Origin of the sequence: Micromonospora sp. L32 (genome assembly GCF_052068055.1) — a bacterium.
Lineage (GTDB): Bacteria > Actinomycetota > Actinomycetes > Mycobacteriales > Micromonosporaceae > Micromonospora > Micromonospora purpureochromogenes.
Genome location: NZ_JBQHDD010000002.1, coordinates 727310 through 742825 on the forward strand (window position 1 = coordinate 727310; position 15516 = coordinate 742825).

Sequence of the window (15516 nt, forward strand, 5' to 3'; positions counted from 1 at the left end):
CGAGGGCCGGGTCCGCGTGGCCCGGCCCTCGGCTGTTGTCAACGGGAGTCCGATTTGGAAGGATCGCCTGGCCATTCCTTCCTACCGATACGGGGATCTCGGTATGTCAGAAGCGCAGCACGAGCAGGACAGCATCGGCCGTCGGGGGCTGCTCCGCCGGGCCAGCACGGTCGCCGCCGGGGTGGCCGGCGCGGGCGTGGTGGGTGTCGCCGGCGCCACCCCGGCCCAGGCCGCCGCCGGGGACCCGGTGGTCCAGGGTGCGACCAACGTGGTCGACGCCGCCACCACCCTGCGGAACACCGGTGCCAGGGCGACCCTTCGGCTGCAGAACGTCCGGACCTACGACAGTGGCCCCGGCGGTGAGGTGTGGGCCGAACCGGCCCTGCAACTCATGCCGAGCGGGACCACCCTCTCCAACCTCGCCGAGGCCGGCTCGATCGGCATGGACGTCGAGGGCAACATCTGGATCGTCACCAGGTCCGGGAACGGCAGCAACGATCGGCACGTCGTCCACACCACCGCCAACAGCAACCGGATCGTGCCGCTCGTGCCGCAACGGGTGCTCGACACCCGGTACGCCAGCTCCCGCGGGCTGGTCCGCGAAACCGGATACCTCGACGCCAGCGGCCGGTTGCTGGCCGGTCGGTCGATCAGCCTCCGGTTGACCGATCACCTGTACTGCGCGGACGCGGTCTTCGGGACGCTGACCGTGGTGCAGCCGACGCTCGGCGGCTTCGCTCAGGTCTATCCATTCGGAACCACCCGGCCGACCGACTTCTCGTCGATCAACTTCGCCCCGAACCAGATCGTCTCCAACGCGTTTGTCTGCGGAATCGGTAGCGACCCGGAGGCGCGCAATGCCAGCGATCTGATCAGCATCTACACCAACCGGACCACGCACGTCATCCTCGACATCACCGCGGCTGTCGTCGGCGCGGGCCGGGTCAACCCCCGCTCCGCCCTGCCGGTCCGGGCGAATCGCATCGACGTCGGCGGCAAGGCGGCGTGGGAGAGCTGACGGTCGGCGGGTAGTGCGTTCGGAACACACCGAGGGCCGGGTCCGTTCGGACCCGGCCCTCGGCGGTGCTGCTGGTCAGCGCGTCAGCGCTCGACCTCGCCCTTGATGAAGGACTCGACGGCGGCGTGCGCGTCGTGGTCGGCGTACTGCACCGGCGGGGACTTCATGAAGTACGACGAGGCAGACAGGATCGGGCCGCCGATCTTGCGGTCCAGGGCGATCTTCGCGGCGCGGACGGCGTCGATGATCACACCGGCGGAGTTCGGCGAGTCCCAAACCTCGAGCTTGAGCTCGGCGTTGAGCGGGGTGTCACCGAAGGAGCGGCCCTCCAGGCGGATGTAGGCCCACTTGCGGTCGTCGAGCCACGGCACGTGGTCCGACGGGCCGATGTGCACGTCGCTCTTGCTCATCTCGTGCGGGATCTGGGAGGTAACCGACTGGGTCTTGGAGATCTTCTTCGACACCAGGCGGTTGCGCTCCAGCATGTTCATGAAGTCCATGTTCCCGCCGAAGTTGAGCTGGTACGTGCGCAGCAGCTCCACCCCGCGGTCCTCGAAGAGCTTCGCCAGCGCCCGGTGCACGATGGTCGCGCCGACCTGGCTCTTGATGTCGTCACCGACGATCGGCAGGCCCGCGTCCTCGAACTTCTTGGCCCACTCGGGGTCGGAGGCGATGAAGACCGGCAGGGCGTTGACGAACGCGCAACCGGCGTCGATCGCGGCCTGGGCGTAGAACTTGTCGGCCTGCTCCGAGCCCACCGGCAGGTAGGAGACGACCACGTCGACCTGCGCGTCCCGCAGCGCCTTGGCCACGTCGACCGGCTCGGCGTCGGACTCCTCGACGATCTCGCGGTAGTACTGGCCCAGGCCGTCGAAGGTCGGGCCGCGCTGCACGGTGACGCCGGTCGGCGGCACGTCGCACAGCTTGATGGTGTTGTTCTCGCTGGCCACAATCGCCTCGGCGAGGTCCATGCCCACCTTCTTGGCGTCCACGTCGAACGCCGCGACAAACTCCACGTCCGAGACGTGGTAGTCGCCGAAGGTGACGTGCATGAGACCCGGGACGCGGTCGTTCGGGTCGGCGTTCCGGTAGTACTCCACGCCCTGTACGAGGGACGAGGCGCAGTTACCCACACCGACGATGGCGACGCGGACGGAGCCCATAGCGTCTGCCTCCTTCTTCTTCATCACGGCCGCTCTTTCCTGGACTCTCCAGGCGGGGGCGGGCTGTTGTTGTCTCGTCGGCCGCCGGCCGTCCCGGGTTTCGGGACCGTCGGGGCACGGCCGGAGCGCTCGTTGGCGATGAGCTCCTCCAGCCAGCGGACCTCGCGCTCACAGGCGTCGAGCCCATGGCGTTGCAGTTCCAGGGTGTACGCGTCGAGGCGCTCGGCCGCCCGGCCCAGCACGTCACGAAGCCCTTCGCGACGCTCCTCGATCGTGCGTCGGCGACCCTCCAGGATCCGGAGTCGGGTCGCCTGGTCGGTCCGGGCGAAGAACGCGAAGTGCACGCCGAAGCCCGTGTCGTCGTACGTCTCGGGCCCCGCCTGTGCGATGAGCTGGGCGAAGCGTTCCTTGCCCTCCGCGGTGATTTTGTAGACCACCCGACCTCGTCGGCTGGTCAGCGCGGGAACCTCCTCGGCGGACGCGGGTGTCTCGGCGGCCTCGGTGATCCAGCCCGCCGCCTGCAGCCGGCGCAGGGTCGGGTAGAGCGAGCCGTAGCTGATCGCCGCCCGGATGGCACCCAGCTTGGCGGTGAGCTCCTTGCGGAGCTCGTAGCCGTGCATCGGTGACTCCTGCAGGAGGCCGAGGATGGCGAGCTCGAGCACGGGCCATCCTTCCTACCCCGGGTGCAGGGACGTTAACCGCCTCGATGTATCGGACCGATACATCGCACGTTAGTACCTCACCAGCGATCAGGGCAAACCCCCGCTCCGGGATGTTTCTGTCACTCATCGTGACGGCGGTCGCCTCACCCGGCCGGACCGCGTACCCTTCACCGCATGCGTACGGCACGCCAGGTGGTGGACTACTCGCTCCAGAAGCGGGCGGTCCTGCGTGAGCTCCTCGCGGGCCGGGTCGGCACGTACGACGTCTGCGACGCCTCGCCGTACCTGAAGAACGCCGCCCGGTTCCACGGCGAGCCCACCGAGGAGCGCTGCCCGATCTGCCGGAGCGAGAACCTCACCCACGTCCACTACATTTACGGGGACGAACTCAAGCACTCCGCCGGCCAGGCGCGCACGTTGGCCGAGTTGCCCGCGCTGGCGATGACGCTGCGTGAGTTCCAGGTCTTCGTGGTGGAGGTGTGCCTCGGCTGTGACTGGAACCATCTCGTCGAGCAGTTCCTGCTCGGCCGGGACGGGCTGGCCGAGGGCGGGTCGGAGTCGGGTGCGGTGGGCGGCGTGACCGCCCCCGGGGCCATGTCGGCCCAGGAGCGAAGGCGAGAGGCGCAACGGTGAAGCTGGCTGGACCGGTCGCTACCGGTGCCGTCGACGACGGTCCCCCCGCCCGGCAGCTACCTGGCCCGATAGGTCCGAATAGTACGTATAAGACGGTCCCGCTCCGGTCCCACCAAGAGCGGGCGTCACGTGTGTCAACTCACGGCAACCCGGTGGTGGCGCCCCCGCGCCCCACCGCGACCGGCAGGGTGTGAGGAATGAACTCGTACGGCGATCCCAGTTCCCCGCGTGCGCGGGCCCAGGTACCGGGCTCGAACGGTGACCCCGGCGTGGCTCCGGCCGGCCGGGCCTCGCTCGGCGGCGCGCCCGCCGGTCGGGCCTCGGCGTCGGTGCCACCCCGCGCGACGGGAGCGTCCGGCGGGGCCTCGGTGGGCCGCGCGGGCGCGGGACGGGCCTCCGTGCCGGTCTCCCCGGCGCCCGGCGGGCGACCCGGCGCCGGACGCGCGTCCGTCCCGGTCTCCCCGGCGCCCGGCTCGGCCGGCCGCGCGTCGGTGGGCGTGGGCTCCGCCGGGCGGGCCAGCGTCGGAGCGGCGGCGGTCGGCGGTCGGGCGGCGGTGGCCCGCGCGGGCGTGGCGCCCGTCTCCGGCGGTGGCCCCGGCGGCCCGGGTGGTCCCCACGGCCCGGGACGCGGCGGCAGCGGCGGCGGACGCGGGCCCAGCGACCCGGACGCGGTGGCCCGGGCGAAGAAGCGCCGACGGATCAACATGCTGATCGCGGGCTTCGCGGTCTTCATCATGCTGGCCGGCATCGGCGTGATCGGGTTCACCTACTACTCGACCAGCGTGGTGCTGCCCAACCAGATCAACCTGCCGCTGGCCACCACGATCTACGCCAGCGACAACAAGACCCCCATCGCCAAGGTGGGCGAGCAGAACCGCACCTTCGTCTCGATCGGCCAGATCCCGCCGCACGTGCGGGACGCGGTCGCGGCGGCCGAGGACAAGAACTTCTACCGCCACTCCGGTGTGGACTACAAGGGCATCGCCCGGGCCGCCTGGAACAACCTCAGCGGCGGTGACAAGCAGGGCGCGTCGACGATCACCCAGCAGTACGCCCGCAACGCCTACGAGAACCTCCAGGACGACTCGTACGCCCGGAAGGTGAAGGAGGCGATCGTCGCCTCCAAGCTCAATGATCAGTTCACCAAGGAACAGATCATGGAGCACTACCTGAACACCATCTACTTCGGCCGCAACGCGTACGGCATCGAGGCGGCGGCGCAGGCCTACTTCGGCAAGTCCGTGTCGAGGGTCGACGTGGCCGAGGCCGCGGTGCTGGCGGCGCTGATCAAGCAGCCGGAGCCCACCGCGACCCACAAGGGGTACGACCCGGCCGTCAACCTGCCGGACGCCAAGGCTCGCTGGGACTACGTCATCGCCAACATGGTCAGCGAGGGCTGGGTCGACTCGCCGAACCACCCGCCGCGCCCCACCGCGTATCCCAGCAAGACGCTCCAGACGCCGAAGGAGTCGAGGGCCGGCCAGAAGTTCGGGGTCAACAACCCGATCGGCAACGTCGTCAACTACCTCGTGCCGGAGATGCGGGAGAAGAAGCTCTGCACCGACAACGAGGCCGAGGCGACGGATCGCAAGCCGCTTTGCTCGCTCATGCTGAAGCAGGGCGGGTACCGGATCCGGACCACCATCGACATGAAGGTGCAGAGGGCGATCATCGGCGCGGCCCAGCGCAGCACCAAGGGCTCGGAGCTGGAAGGCACCAAGAAGAACCTGATGGCGGCCGCGGTGTCGATCGACCCGCGCAACGGCCGGGTGCTCGGCTACTACGGCGGTGACGACGGCACGGGCACCGACTACGCCGGCAAGAACACCGACGCGAACGGCAACGTCACCGGTGGCCACTCGCCGGGGTCGAGCTTCAAGATCTACACCTTGGCCGCGGCGATCGACGCGGGCAAGGCCATCGACTCGCGCTGGAAGGGCAAGGCCTTCACCCCCGACGGCGTGAAGTTCCGGGTCAGCAACGCCGGCACCGACAACCCCAGCTGCGGTGACTCCTGCACCCTGCGGGAATCGACCTTGAAGTCGCTGAACGTGCCCTTCTACCACGTCAGCCTCGACATCGGGGCGGACAAGATCGTCGACATGGCCAAGCGGGCCGGCGTCAGCATGATGTGGCAGACCAACACCAGCCCGCCGAAGGGTCACGACCTCACCAAGGCGGACGCCAAGGAGCTGGCGCCCGACCCCTTCTACCACGTGGTCGCCTACGGTCAGTACCCGATCACCGTGCTCGACCACGCCAACGGCATCGCCACCTTCGCCAACAAGGGCGTCTACAACAAGGCCCACTTCCTGCTCTCCGCCGAGAAGCAGAACAAGGACACCGGCAAGTGGGAGAAGCTCGGGGGCGAGCAGCTCAAGCCCCAGAAGCGGATCAACCCCGACGTGGTCGCCGACGTCACCAACGTGCTGGAGGACTACCCGGCCAAGGTCAACCACGTGCTGGACGGTGGCCGGAAGGCGACCGCCAAGACCGGTACGTGGGAGCTGAAGGAGGGCACCGACGAGAACGGTGACGCCTGGATGGTCGGCTACACCCCGCAGCTCGCCACCGCCGTCTGGGTGGGCAACAAGGGCAAGCGGGAAGCCATCAAGATGAAGGACGGCCGCAACATCAGCGGCTCCCTCATGCCCGGTGACATCTGGGAGCGGGTGATGGACGACTCGCTCAAGGGCGAGGAGAAGCTGGACTTCCCGCCGGCGGCGAACTTCGGCGACAAGGAAGCGGGCAACGGCACCCCGCCCCCGCCGCCGCCCCCCGTACCCGGGCAGCAGCCGCAGGACTGCGGTCCGCTCGGCCTGTTCTGCCCGCAGAACCCCAACGGCGGCGGCAACCAGAACCCGAACGATCCACGCGGACCGGACGGCGACGGCGACGGCGACAACGACGGCAACGACGGCGGTGGCGGTGGCGGCATCCTGCCGACCCTGTCACCCCGCCGGGAGTAACCACCCGTGACACCGCCGACGGCGGCCGGACCTCAGGGTCCGGCCGCCGTCGCCGTTCGGCGGCGCGGCCGCGCGTCGATTTTCTTCAACGTCGCGCCACGGGAGGAGGACGAAGCCCCGGGGTGTACGGCAGGATGCCTCTTCATGAGCACCCAGTCGACGGCCGGCCTGGACGACTCCGGGACCAGCGACCACCCGTCCCGGTCGGACGGTTTCGTCCGTGGCGTCTCCGAGGTGATCGGCGGCCCGCTCGGCGACCACGCGGTCGCGCTGGACCGGCCCGCCGGTCGGGAACGACGCTTCTGGACCGCCACCCGGATCGTCCTCGCGTTGGCCTGCCTCACCCTGGCGCTGCACTGGGTGCAGAAGTCGCCCTGCCAGGACGGCGCCTGGCAGAACAACGTGCAGTACACCCGGCTCTGCTACACCGACGTGCTCGCCCTCTACTACGCGGAGGGGCTCAACGAGGGCAAGGTCCCCTACCGGGACCACCCGGTCGAGTACCCGGTGCTCACCGGCTACTTCATGGGCGCGCTCGGCCTGCCGGTGCACAGCCTGGGCGCCGACGACCCGCAGCTCAACCAGGGCCAGTGGTTCTACAACCTCAACGCGCTGACGCTCGGCGCGCTGGCGGTCGCCACCGTCGCGGTGATCCTCGCCCTGCGCCGCCGACGACCCTGGGACGCCGCGCTCTTCGCGCTGGCCCCGGCGCTGCTGCTCACCGCCACGGTCAACTGGGACTTCCTCGCCATCGGGCTGGCCGCCTTCGGCCTGGCCGCGTGGGCCCGGCGCCGACCGGCGCTCGCCGGGCTGCTGCTCGGCCTCGGCGGCGCCGCCAAGCTGTGGCCGCTGTTCCTGTTCTGGCCCATCCTGCTGCTCGCGCTGCGGGCCGCCCGGGTGCGCGCCGCGCTGACCGCCATCGGCACCGCGGCGGCGGCGCTGGTCGTGGTCAACCTGCCGGCCGCGATCCCGTACCACGACAACTGGAACCGCTTCTTCGAGCTGAACAGCACCCGACCCATCGACTGGGGCACGCTCTGGTACATCGGGCGGTACTTCGACGGCAAGGTGAACACCGGCGTGGCCGGCGACCAGGGGCCGTTCCAGTGGTTGAACACCCACATCCCGACGCTCAACACCCTGTCGTACGCCCTGTTCATCCTGGCCTGCCTGGGCGTGGCCGCGCTGGCGCTGCTGGCCCCCCGCCGGCCCCGACTGGCCCAGCTCGCCTTCCTGGTGGTCGCCGCGTTCCTGATCTTCAGCAAGGTCTGGTCGCAGCAGTTCGTGCTCTGGCTGCTGCCGCTGGCGGTGCTGGCCCGCCCCCGCTGGGGTGCCTTCCTCGCCTGGCAGCTCGCCGAGGTCTGCTACTTCGCCGCCTTCTACGGCGAGCTGCTCGGCGCGGCGACCAGCCGGCCGGTCTTCCCCGAGGGCGTGTTCGTGCTGGCCTCGACGCTCCGGCTGGGCACGGTCGTGCTGCTCTGCGTGCTGGTGATCCGGGACATCCTGCACCCCGAACGCGACGCGGTGCGGCGCACCTACGCCGACGATCCGGACGGCGGCCTCCTCGACGGCGCCCCCGACGCCCCCTGGCTGGCCGACCGCCACACCGCCGCCCGATCTCCGCAGCCTTCTTCGACCACCGTCCCCACCTGACGACGCGCAAGTCCAGGACGGCCTCGGTTAGTCAGGTTTTGCGGGGGAGCCCGACCGGCGCAGGGATCAAGCCTGACCGCCCGGAGCCGGTCGGGCTCCCCCGCAAAACCCCACCCGAGCCGCGCTCAGAGACGGAACACCACGGCGTCGCCGACCTCCTCGCGGGTGATGCCGAGCTGGTCGACCGGCGCGTTGACGGTGACCTCCCACGGGGTGCCGACGATCTGGTCGCGCAGCAGCACCACGTTTCGGACGCCGAGCGTGCGCAGGTAGTCGACGCTCGTCTGGTCGGGGAAGGCCAGCGTCACCCGGCGCACGTCGTCGAGCTGGGTGGGAGTGAAGCCACTGCCCCCGTTGACCAGGTCCGGGAAGGTGCTGGTGGACCAGAGCATCACCGGCTGGTCGAGGTTCTGGCTGCTCGGCAGCACCAGCATCGGGCCGTCCACGGTCCGCATCGCCACCGGCTGCTCCGGGACCACCGGGTGCGGAGTGACGTTCAACCCCTCCAGCAGGACCAGCAGCACCGGTACCACCGCGGCCACCCGCAGCCACGGCGACGGCCGGTACGGGGCACGCTCCGCGGCGATCTCGCCGACCCGGTCGGCGAAGGCGCTCACCGCGCCGGCCGCGAGCAGGCCGAGCAGCAGCGTCGTCCAGAGCATCATCCGCCCCGGGGTGCGCAGCCCGTTCCAGCCCGGGAGGTGCTCGAAGAGCAGGCCGTAGGTGAAGGTGCCGTCGAAGAACCGCGTGCCCATGGCCAGCACCATGGTGACCAGCACCCCGGCGAGCAGCAGCAGCCGCTGCCGCAGCTTCCAGACCGAGAAGAACAGGCCCCCCGCGGCCAGCGCGTAGAGCACGAAGCCGGGCAGCAGCGTCATCTCGGGGTGCCAGGGCAGCGTCGCGCGCGCCGCCTCGTGCAGCTCGCCCCAGACCCGGGACTCCGCCGGAGCGGTGAAGAAGCCCAGCGCCGGCGGCGAGTAGATCCCGATGTCGCCGAGCGTGCGGGCCGCGTTGGGGTGCAGCTCCGCGACCTTGAAGTAGGGGATGGCCAGCAGCGCGCCCACGCCGGCGAAGATCAGCCCGCCGACCAGGTCCGCGACGAACAGTCGGGTGCCGAACGGACGCTTCGCCGGCCGGAGGACCCAGCGCCGTAGGAACCAGGTCGTGGCCGCGACCAGCACGATGCCGGCCAGGACGTACGCGAACGGCAGGCCGATCCCGAAGCCCAGGCTGAGCTGCCAGGCCGCCACCAGCCACCCGGTGTACGTCCAGCCCTCGTGCCGCCGTTCCGGGCGGTAGCCGTACCGTAGCGACCAGCCGTGACCCCGGGCCAGCATGGCCAGCGCCAGCGGAATACCGCCGTTGGAGACGATGTGCAGGTGCCCCGCCTGGGCGAGCAGCCACGGGGCGTACGTGTAGCTGACCCCGGCCACCGCGGCCCCCGCGCGGCCCGCTCCCAGCTGCCGGGCCAGCGCGTACGCCCCGAGCGTGGCCAGCGCGTGGGCCAGCACGAACATGATGTTGTAGCGCAGCACGGCCGCCTCGGGACCGGTGCCGATCATGCCGGCCGGGGCGTAGCCGAGCAGCATGTCGGAGAAGGCGAAGCTCCACTGCTCCGGGAAGAACGTGTTGGAGTGGAACAACTGGGCCGGCTCGGTCCGCAGGGCGTGCCCCGACCAGGCCATCTGCCAGGCCTGCAGGCTCGGGTCCCAGTAGTCCTGCGGCAGCGTGTAGAGCGGGTAGCGCAGCGTCGGCCAGGTCATGCCGACGGCGAGGGCCAGCGCGGCCAGGGTGGCCAGCGTCCACTCGTGGACCAGGAGCCGACCGACAGTGCGTGCCGCGCGGCGGGAACGCCCCGGCACCGGGTCGGGCGCCGGAGCGAACGCCGACCAGCGGTCCCGCGGCTCTCCCTCGCCGTCCTTCTGCTCGTCGCCGTCGCTCCCCGCCTTGGCGTCGGTGGCGTCGCTCTTCCCGGCGTCGCCGGTGGTGGCCTTCGCGGTGTCCGTGGTCGCGGCCTTGGCGTCGGTGGCGCCGTCTTTTCCGCCGTTGTCGGTGGTGGCCTTGGCGGTGTCCGTGGTCGCGGGCTTCCCGTCGGTGGGGTCGTCCTTGTCGGTGTCGCCGGTGATGGTCTTCGCGGTGTCCGTGGTCGTGCGTTCCGCGTGGGCGGGGCCGCCCGTCCCTGAGGTTTTCGCGTCCGTGGTTGTCGACTCCGCGTCGGTGGCGTCGCCCGTTCCCGAGTTCTTCGCGGTGTCCGTGGTCGTGGACTTCGCGTCGGTGGCGTCGCCCGTACCCGGGGTCTTCGTGGTGGCCGTCGCGTCGGTGGCGCCGCCTTCACCAGTGGCGCCCGGGGGCGTGCTGCCCTGCTCGTCGGGCCGGTCGGTCTGCCCGGTCGGCTGGGCGCCGCCGGTCGCGTTCGTGGTCATCCGGGTCAGGCCCCCGTGCCGAGCTTGTCCCGCAGGAAGGCGATGTCCGCGCCCTGACCCGCGGCCCCGCCGGGCGTCTCCACGATCACCGGCGCGCCGGCGGCGCGGATCACCGCGACCACCAGGTCCGGGTCGATGGTGCCGCCGTCGAGGTTGTCGTGTCGGTCCTGCCCGGAGTTGAAGCCGCCCTTGGAGTTGTTGGCGTGGACCAGGTCGATCCGGCCGGTGATCGCCTTGACCCGGTCGACCAGGTCGAGCAGTTCCTCGCCGCCCGCGTACGCGTGGCAGGTGTCCAGGCAGAAGCCGACCTCGTGGTCGCCGATGGCGTCCCAGAGCCGGGCCAGCGCGTCGAGCCGTCGGGCGCAGGCGTTGTCGCCGCCGGCGGTGTTCTCGATCAGCACCGGCACCGGGAAGCCACCGGAGTCCGCCGCGTACGCGAAGGTCTTGCGCCAGTTGTCGAAGCCGACGGCGAGGTCGTCGCCGGCGTTGACGTGCCCGCCGTGCACGATCAGCCCCTTGGCGCCGATCTCCGCCGCCGCGGCCGCGTGCCCGAGCAGCAGCTTGCGGCTGGGAATCCGGATCCGGTTGTTCAGGGTGGCCACGTTGATCACGTACGGGGCGTGGACGTAGAGGTCCACCTCGGCGGCGCGCAGCCGGGCTGCGTCCTCGCGGGGTTTCGGGGCCTTCCAACCCTGCGGGTCGGAGAGGAAGAACTGCACCGCCTCGGCGGAACGGGCGGCCGCCTCCGCCAACGGGTCGGCCTGGTCGACGTGGGCTCCGATACGCATGCAGGCGAGCCTACGTCGCATCCCCGACGCCCGGGGTGACGGAGGCGGGGAGTCGGGGCACCGGATGCCGCCCGTTCGCGTCACCGTCGGGGCGGGCGTTCGTTTACCCGGGTGGGATCGATGCCGGGCTCTTCCGGCCCGTAGGGCCAGGCGCACCGCGGTCGATCCCGGTGCGGGGTCACCCCCGTCGTGCGGCCCGGCACGCCGGGGGCGGGACCCGCCCGACCCGGTCCACCGACCACCGACAGGAATCTCGGACTAATAGTTGCATTTCCACCAACTAGTGACGAGAGCCGTTGTACCGTCGGATAACAACAGGAAAGAGCTCCGCGGGGCGTCCTCGATCCAACCTCATCGGTGTGGTCGTTCCTCCCCAGGTCCCACCCAAGGAATGCGGACGGGACGCCCCGCGGTCCATGTGGACAGGGGTCCGCCACCGGCCTTCGGGCGTCGGGGCGGGCCCCTGTCGCCACGCCCGGCCGCCGGGTCCGACCTGCCCGGGCATGATCGTCCCGACCGGGTATCCTGGTCCGGTTGTCCGCGTCCGGCCGGGTTCCCCCGATCCCGGAAGCGGCAGCGACGCACGACCTCCTGCCACGGAAGGACCGTGGCCGCATAGCCCACAGGAGGTGAGCACGTCTTGCGTCATTACGAAGTCATGGTGATCCTCGACCCCAGCCTCGAGGAGCGCACCGTCGCCCCGTCGCTCGACACGTACCTGAACGTGATCCGGACCGCGGGTGGCTCGGTGGAGAAGACCGACGTGTGGGGCCGCCGGCGCCTCGCGTACGAGATCAACAAGAAGCCCGAGGGCATCTACGCCGTCATCGACCTCCAGGCGACGCCTGAGGCGGTGGCTGAGCTGGACCGTCAGCTGCGGCTCAACGAGTCCGTGCTGCGCACCAAGGTCATCCGGCCGGAGATGCGCTAAGCATTCAATCCCGGTTCGCCCGGATCAGCCTCATCGGCGCTGTCAGAGGGCTCTGAGAGCCTGTACGGCAGAGCAGATGAGTGCGCGAGGAGATGGTCATGGCAGGAGACACCACCATCACGGTCATCGGCAACCTGACCGATGACCCCGAGTTGCGGTTCACCCCGTCCGGTGCGGCGGTCGCCAAGTTCCGGGTCGCTTCGACGCCCCGGTTCATGGACAAGGCCTCCGGCGAGTGGAAGGACGGCGAGCCGCTCTTCCTGGCCTGCACCGTGTGGCGGCAGGCGGCGGAGCACGTCGCCGAGTCGCTCCAGCGGGGCGCCCGCGTGATCGTCTCGGGTCGGCTGCGTCAGCGGTCGTACGAGACCCGCGAGGGTGAGAAGCGCACCGTCATCGAGCTCGAGGTCGACGAGATCGGCCCGTCGCTGCGCTACGCCACGGCGAAGGTGCAGAAGATGTCGCGCTCGGGTGGCGGCGGCGGTGGCTTCGGTTCTGGTGGCGGTGGTGGCCAGGGTGGCGGCGGAGGCAACTTCGACGACCCCTGGGCTTCGGCCGCGCCGTCTCCGTCGCGCTCCGGTTCGGGCGGCAACTTCGACGAGGAGCCCCCGTTCTAATGGCGCCGAGCGCCCGCGATCGCAAACCAGGAGCACGAGCAATGGCCAAGGCTGCGGCACTTCGCAAGCCGAAGAAGAAGGTGAACCCGCTCGACAAGGACGGGATCACCTACATCGACTACAAGGACACCGCGCTGCTGCGGAAGTTCATCTCCGACCGCGGCAAGATCCGCGCTCGGCGGGTGACCGGCGTGACCTCGCAGCAGCAGCGGCAGATCGCCCGTGCGGTCAAGAACGCCCGTGAGATGGCGCTCCTGCCGTACACCGCCACGGCCCGCTGAGAGGAGGCACCGACATGAAGATCATCCTGACCCAGGAAGTTTCCGGTCTCGGTGCCCCCGGCGACATCGTCGAGGTCAAGAACGGCTACGGCCGTAACTACCTGCTGCCGCAGGGCTTCGCGATCAGCTGGACCAAGGGTGCGGAGAAGCAGGTCACGGTCATCAAGCGGGCCCGCTCGGCTCGCGAGATCCGCGACCTCGGCCACGCCAACGAGGTCAAGGACCAGCTCGAGGGTCTGAAGGTCAACCTGAAGGCCCGCGCCGGTGACGGCGGTCGGCTCTTCGGCTCGGTCACCCCGGCCGAGATCGTCGACGCCGTCAAGGCGGCCGGCGGCCCGACCCTCGACCGTCGTCGGCTGGAGCTGCCCGGTCACATCAAGTCGACCGGCTCCTACCCGGTGCGGATCAAGCTGCACCCCGAGGTGACCGCCAAGTTCGACCTCAACGTCGTTCAGGGCTGACACCCACCGCACGACGAAAGGGCCCACACCGGACTCCGGTGCGGGCCCTTTCGCATGTCCTCGAAACGGCGGGCTCAGCCGATCGGCTGACCGGTCACCGCGCTGATCATGACGGTCGACAGGCCCCCACCGACCACCGCTGCGGCCAGCGCCACCGTCGCCGACCGCCAGGTCGTGCCCACCCGGCGCAGCAGCCCCGCGACGACGAGGCTGCTCACCAGCGCCAGCCCGAAGCGCGGCGCCCCGGCCACCAGCGACGCGAAAGCGTGCGCCCGCGGCGAATCGCAGCCGCCGCCGCTGATGTCCGTCACGCACCCCGCCGGCGCCTGGCCGTCCAGGGTCAGCAGCCACCCGAAGACCAGCGCCGCCGGCACCAGATAGCAGGCGGCGGTGTAGAGCAGCGGACGCAGCGGACCACCCGGATCCGGGTCCAGCAGGTCGTCCTCCAGTCGGCGGTTCCACACCCCGCCGCCGACCGAATCGATCCGGTCACGCCACGACGGCGCGGCGGCCGGCGCGGCCGGCGCCAGGCGACGACGGGGAGACGGGCGCGGCCTAGGTGCGGTGTAGGCGACCGCCGGCGACCGGGGCGCCGACGACGGTGGATCCATCCACCGCGGATCGTCCCCGGCCAGCCGCGTGCCCGACCAGAACCCGTCCGGCTGCTCCGGCCACGACCAACCCTCACCGGTCACCGGCTCCGCCGACCGCGGCGGCTCGGTACGGTCCCAGCGGCTGACGTCGGTGCGGTCCTCCCACCGGCTCGACTCCGCGTACCGGTCCCGCCGGGCCAGGTCGCCACGGTCCCACTGGCCGGTGTCGGTGAACCGGTCCCACTGGCCGGTGCTGTCACCCTGATCCCACCGGGTGGCCCCACCGGCGGCCTCCCAGCGGTCCTCGGGGCCCGAGCGCTGCCAGGCGTGCACCCCGGAGGCGTCCCACGGGTCCACCGCCGGCCGGTACTCCGGTTCCGGCTCCGCCGCCGGCTCGGTACGGCTCCACGGGTCGACCGCCGGGCGGGACCAGGCGTCGGCCGAGGCACGCCGGCTGCGCCGGGTCGGCCACTCCACCTCCCGCGCGGCCGGCTCCTCGTCGGACTCCTCGACACCCGACCAGATCACCTGGGGACGGCGCGAGGCCGACCGGCGCGGACGGGGCGTCGGCGCGGCACCGGAGACCGGCTCGTCCTCCATGGAGTCGGCGCGCCGGCTGCCGACGTACCCCTGCTCCTGCGGACGGTCGAAGGTCCACTCCCGGGTGTGGTCGGACTCCGCCGCGGCGCCGATCGCCCGGGGCTCGCCCCAGCTGCGCTCGCTGCGCCGCCCGCCCCCGGAGATCGGGCGGTCGTCGTACTCGTCGTCGTCCGGCGCGGCGTGCCGGCCCCGGCCGTCGGCGTGCGCGATGCCCGACTCCACGGCCCAGCGCGGCAGGTAGGCGTCGACCGGCTCCTGCTGGCCGCGCTCGACGGCCCGCCGTCGGCTGGGGGTGCGGTAGCCCTCGGCCGCGTACCGGTAGGGATCGGCCGGGACAGCCTCGCCGAAGTCGTCCCACGGGGCGACCGGCTGACGCTCGCGCGGGCTGCCCTCCCCGCGCTCCCAGTCCCGGTAACTCACGGCCGGAGCGTGACCCTTCTCAACCGAAAGCGCAATCCGCTGTCCAGGTGTAGCCGTTCCCAGCAGATAGTACGGGAAATCCGAACCCAAAGCCTTACCGGAAAATACCCGTCCACAGGGTGGGGATGATGTTTCCGCAGGTCAGCGCCGATCGGCCCAGAATTCCCCACCGGTTTTCCACAACCTGTGCACACGCTGCGCACACGCTCGTCCACTCCATCCACAGGTTGTCCCGAGGCTCGTCCACCGGCCTGGTTGGGGTCTGACCTCGGGTTCCGTATCGTGGGGCACCGACCGGTCGCGCGAT

13 protein-coding genes are annotated in these 15516 nt (G+C 70.9%); 8 read left to right on the forward strand and 5 right to left on the reverse strand.

The annotated features are described in order from the left end of the window. Nucleotides 1-103: 103 nt before the first annotated feature. Nucleotides 104-1018: a hypothetical protein gene (locus ACTMTB_RS08085; protein WP_441143713.1), complete on the forward strand. Its 915-nt coding sequence runs from the start codon at nucleotides 104-106 to the stop codon at nucleotides 1016-1018. Nucleotides 1019-1101: 83 nt separating this feature from the next. On the opposite strand, the gene ACTMTB_RS08090 is transcribed toward ACTMTB_RS08085, so the two are convergent. After that, nucleotides 1102-2181 carry an inositol-3-phosphate synthase gene (locus ACTMTB_RS08090; protein WP_334569959.1) on the reverse strand — a complete coding sequence of 360 codons (1080 nt, stop codon included), beginning with the start codon at nucleotides 2179-2181 and terminating at the stop codon, nucleotides 1102-1104. Between the two features lie 23 nt (nucleotides 2182-2204). After that, nucleotides 2205-2843 carry a PadR family transcriptional regulator gene (locus tag ACTMTB_RS08095; RefSeq protein ID WP_441143715.1) on the reverse strand — a complete coding sequence of 213 codons (639 nt, stop codon included), beginning with the start codon at nucleotides 2841-2843 and terminating at the stop codon, nucleotides 2205-2207. A 174-nt stretch (nucleotides 2844-3017) separates the two neighbouring features. Between ACTMTB_RS08095 and ACTMTB_RS08100 the strand changes: the two genes are divergently transcribed. The 3 genes from ACTMTB_RS08100 to ACTMTB_RS08110 all read left to right on the forward strand — a co-directional run bounded on the left by ACTMTB_RS08100 (nucleotide 3018) and on the right by ACTMTB_RS08110 (nucleotide 8098). Continuing rightward, entirely contained in the window at nucleotides 3018-3476 is a 459-nt protein-coding gene (locus ACTMTB_RS08100) for a DUF5318 domain-containing protein (RefSeq protein WP_441143717.1), read from the forward strand. Nucleotides 3477-3673: 197 nt separating this feature from the next. Next, nucleotides 3674-6445: a transglycosylase domain-containing protein gene (locus ACTMTB_RS08105; RefSeq protein WP_441143719.1), complete on the forward strand. Its 2772-nt coding sequence runs from the start codon at nucleotides 3674-3676 to the stop codon at nucleotides 6443-6445. A 144-nt stretch (nucleotides 6446-6589) separates the two neighbouring features. Beyond that, entirely contained in the window at nucleotides 6590-8098 is a 1509-nt protein-coding gene (locus ACTMTB_RS08110) for a glycosyltransferase family 87 protein (protein ID WP_441143721.1), read from the forward strand. A 125-nt stretch (nucleotides 8099-8223) separates the two neighbouring features. Here ACTMTB_RS08110 and ACTMTB_RS08115 read toward each other — a convergent pair whose 3' ends face one another. Together ACTMTB_RS08115 and ACTMTB_RS08120 are read right to left on the reverse strand one after the other, a co-directional pair. Beyond that, on the reverse strand, nucleotides 8224-10521 hold the full coding sequence (locus ACTMTB_RS08115; RefSeq protein WP_441143723.1) for a hypothetical protein: 2298 nt from the start codon (nucleotides 10519-10521) through the stop codon (nucleotides 8224-8226). 5 nt (nucleotides 10522-10526) lie between these two features. After that, nucleotides 10527-11309, reverse strand: coding sequence for a deoxyribonuclease IV (locus tag ACTMTB_RS08120; protein WP_441143725.1), 783 nt, complete (start codon nucleotides 11307-11309; stop codon nucleotides 10527-10529). A 640-nt stretch (nucleotides 11310-11949) separates the two neighbouring features. On the opposite strand from ACTMTB_RS08120, the gene rpsF reads away from it, so the two are divergent. The 4 genes from rpsF (at nucleotide 11950) to rplI (ending at nucleotide 13596) form a co-directional block, all read left to right on the forward strand. Next, nucleotides 11950-12240: a 30S ribosomal protein S6 gene (rpsF, locus tag ACTMTB_RS08125; RefSeq protein ID WP_210773971.1), complete on the forward strand. Its 291-nt coding sequence runs from the start codon at nucleotides 11950-11952 to the stop codon at nucleotides 12238-12240. Nucleotides 12241-12320: 80 nt separating this feature from the next. Further along, nucleotides 12321-12854, forward strand: coding sequence for a single-stranded DNA-binding protein (locus ACTMTB_RS08130; RefSeq protein ID WP_441143727.1), 534 nt, complete (start codon nucleotides 12321-12323; stop codon nucleotides 12852-12854). A gap of 41 nt (nucleotides 12855-12895) precedes the next feature. Continuing rightward, nucleotides 12896-13135: a 30S ribosomal protein S18 gene (rpsR, locus tag ACTMTB_RS08135; protein ID WP_007073789.1), complete on the forward strand. Its 240-nt coding sequence runs from the start codon at nucleotides 12896-12898 to the stop codon at nucleotides 13133-13135. A 14-nt stretch (nucleotides 13136-13149) separates the two neighbouring features. Next, on the forward strand, nucleotides 13150-13596 hold the full coding sequence (gene rplI, locus ACTMTB_RS08140; RefSeq protein ID WP_179802406.1) for a 50S ribosomal protein L9: 447 nt from the start codon (nucleotides 13150-13152) through the stop codon (nucleotides 13594-13596). A 74-nt stretch (nucleotides 13597-13670) separates the two neighbouring features. On the opposite strand, the gene ACTMTB_RS08145 is transcribed toward rplI, so the two are convergent. Beyond that, nucleotides 13671-15209, reverse strand: a complete 1539-nt coding sequence (locus tag ACTMTB_RS08145) for a hypothetical protein (RefSeq protein WP_441143734.1) — start codon at nucleotides 15207-15209, stop codon at nucleotides 13671-13673. Between the last annotated feature and the right edge of the window lie 307 nt (nucleotides 15210-15516).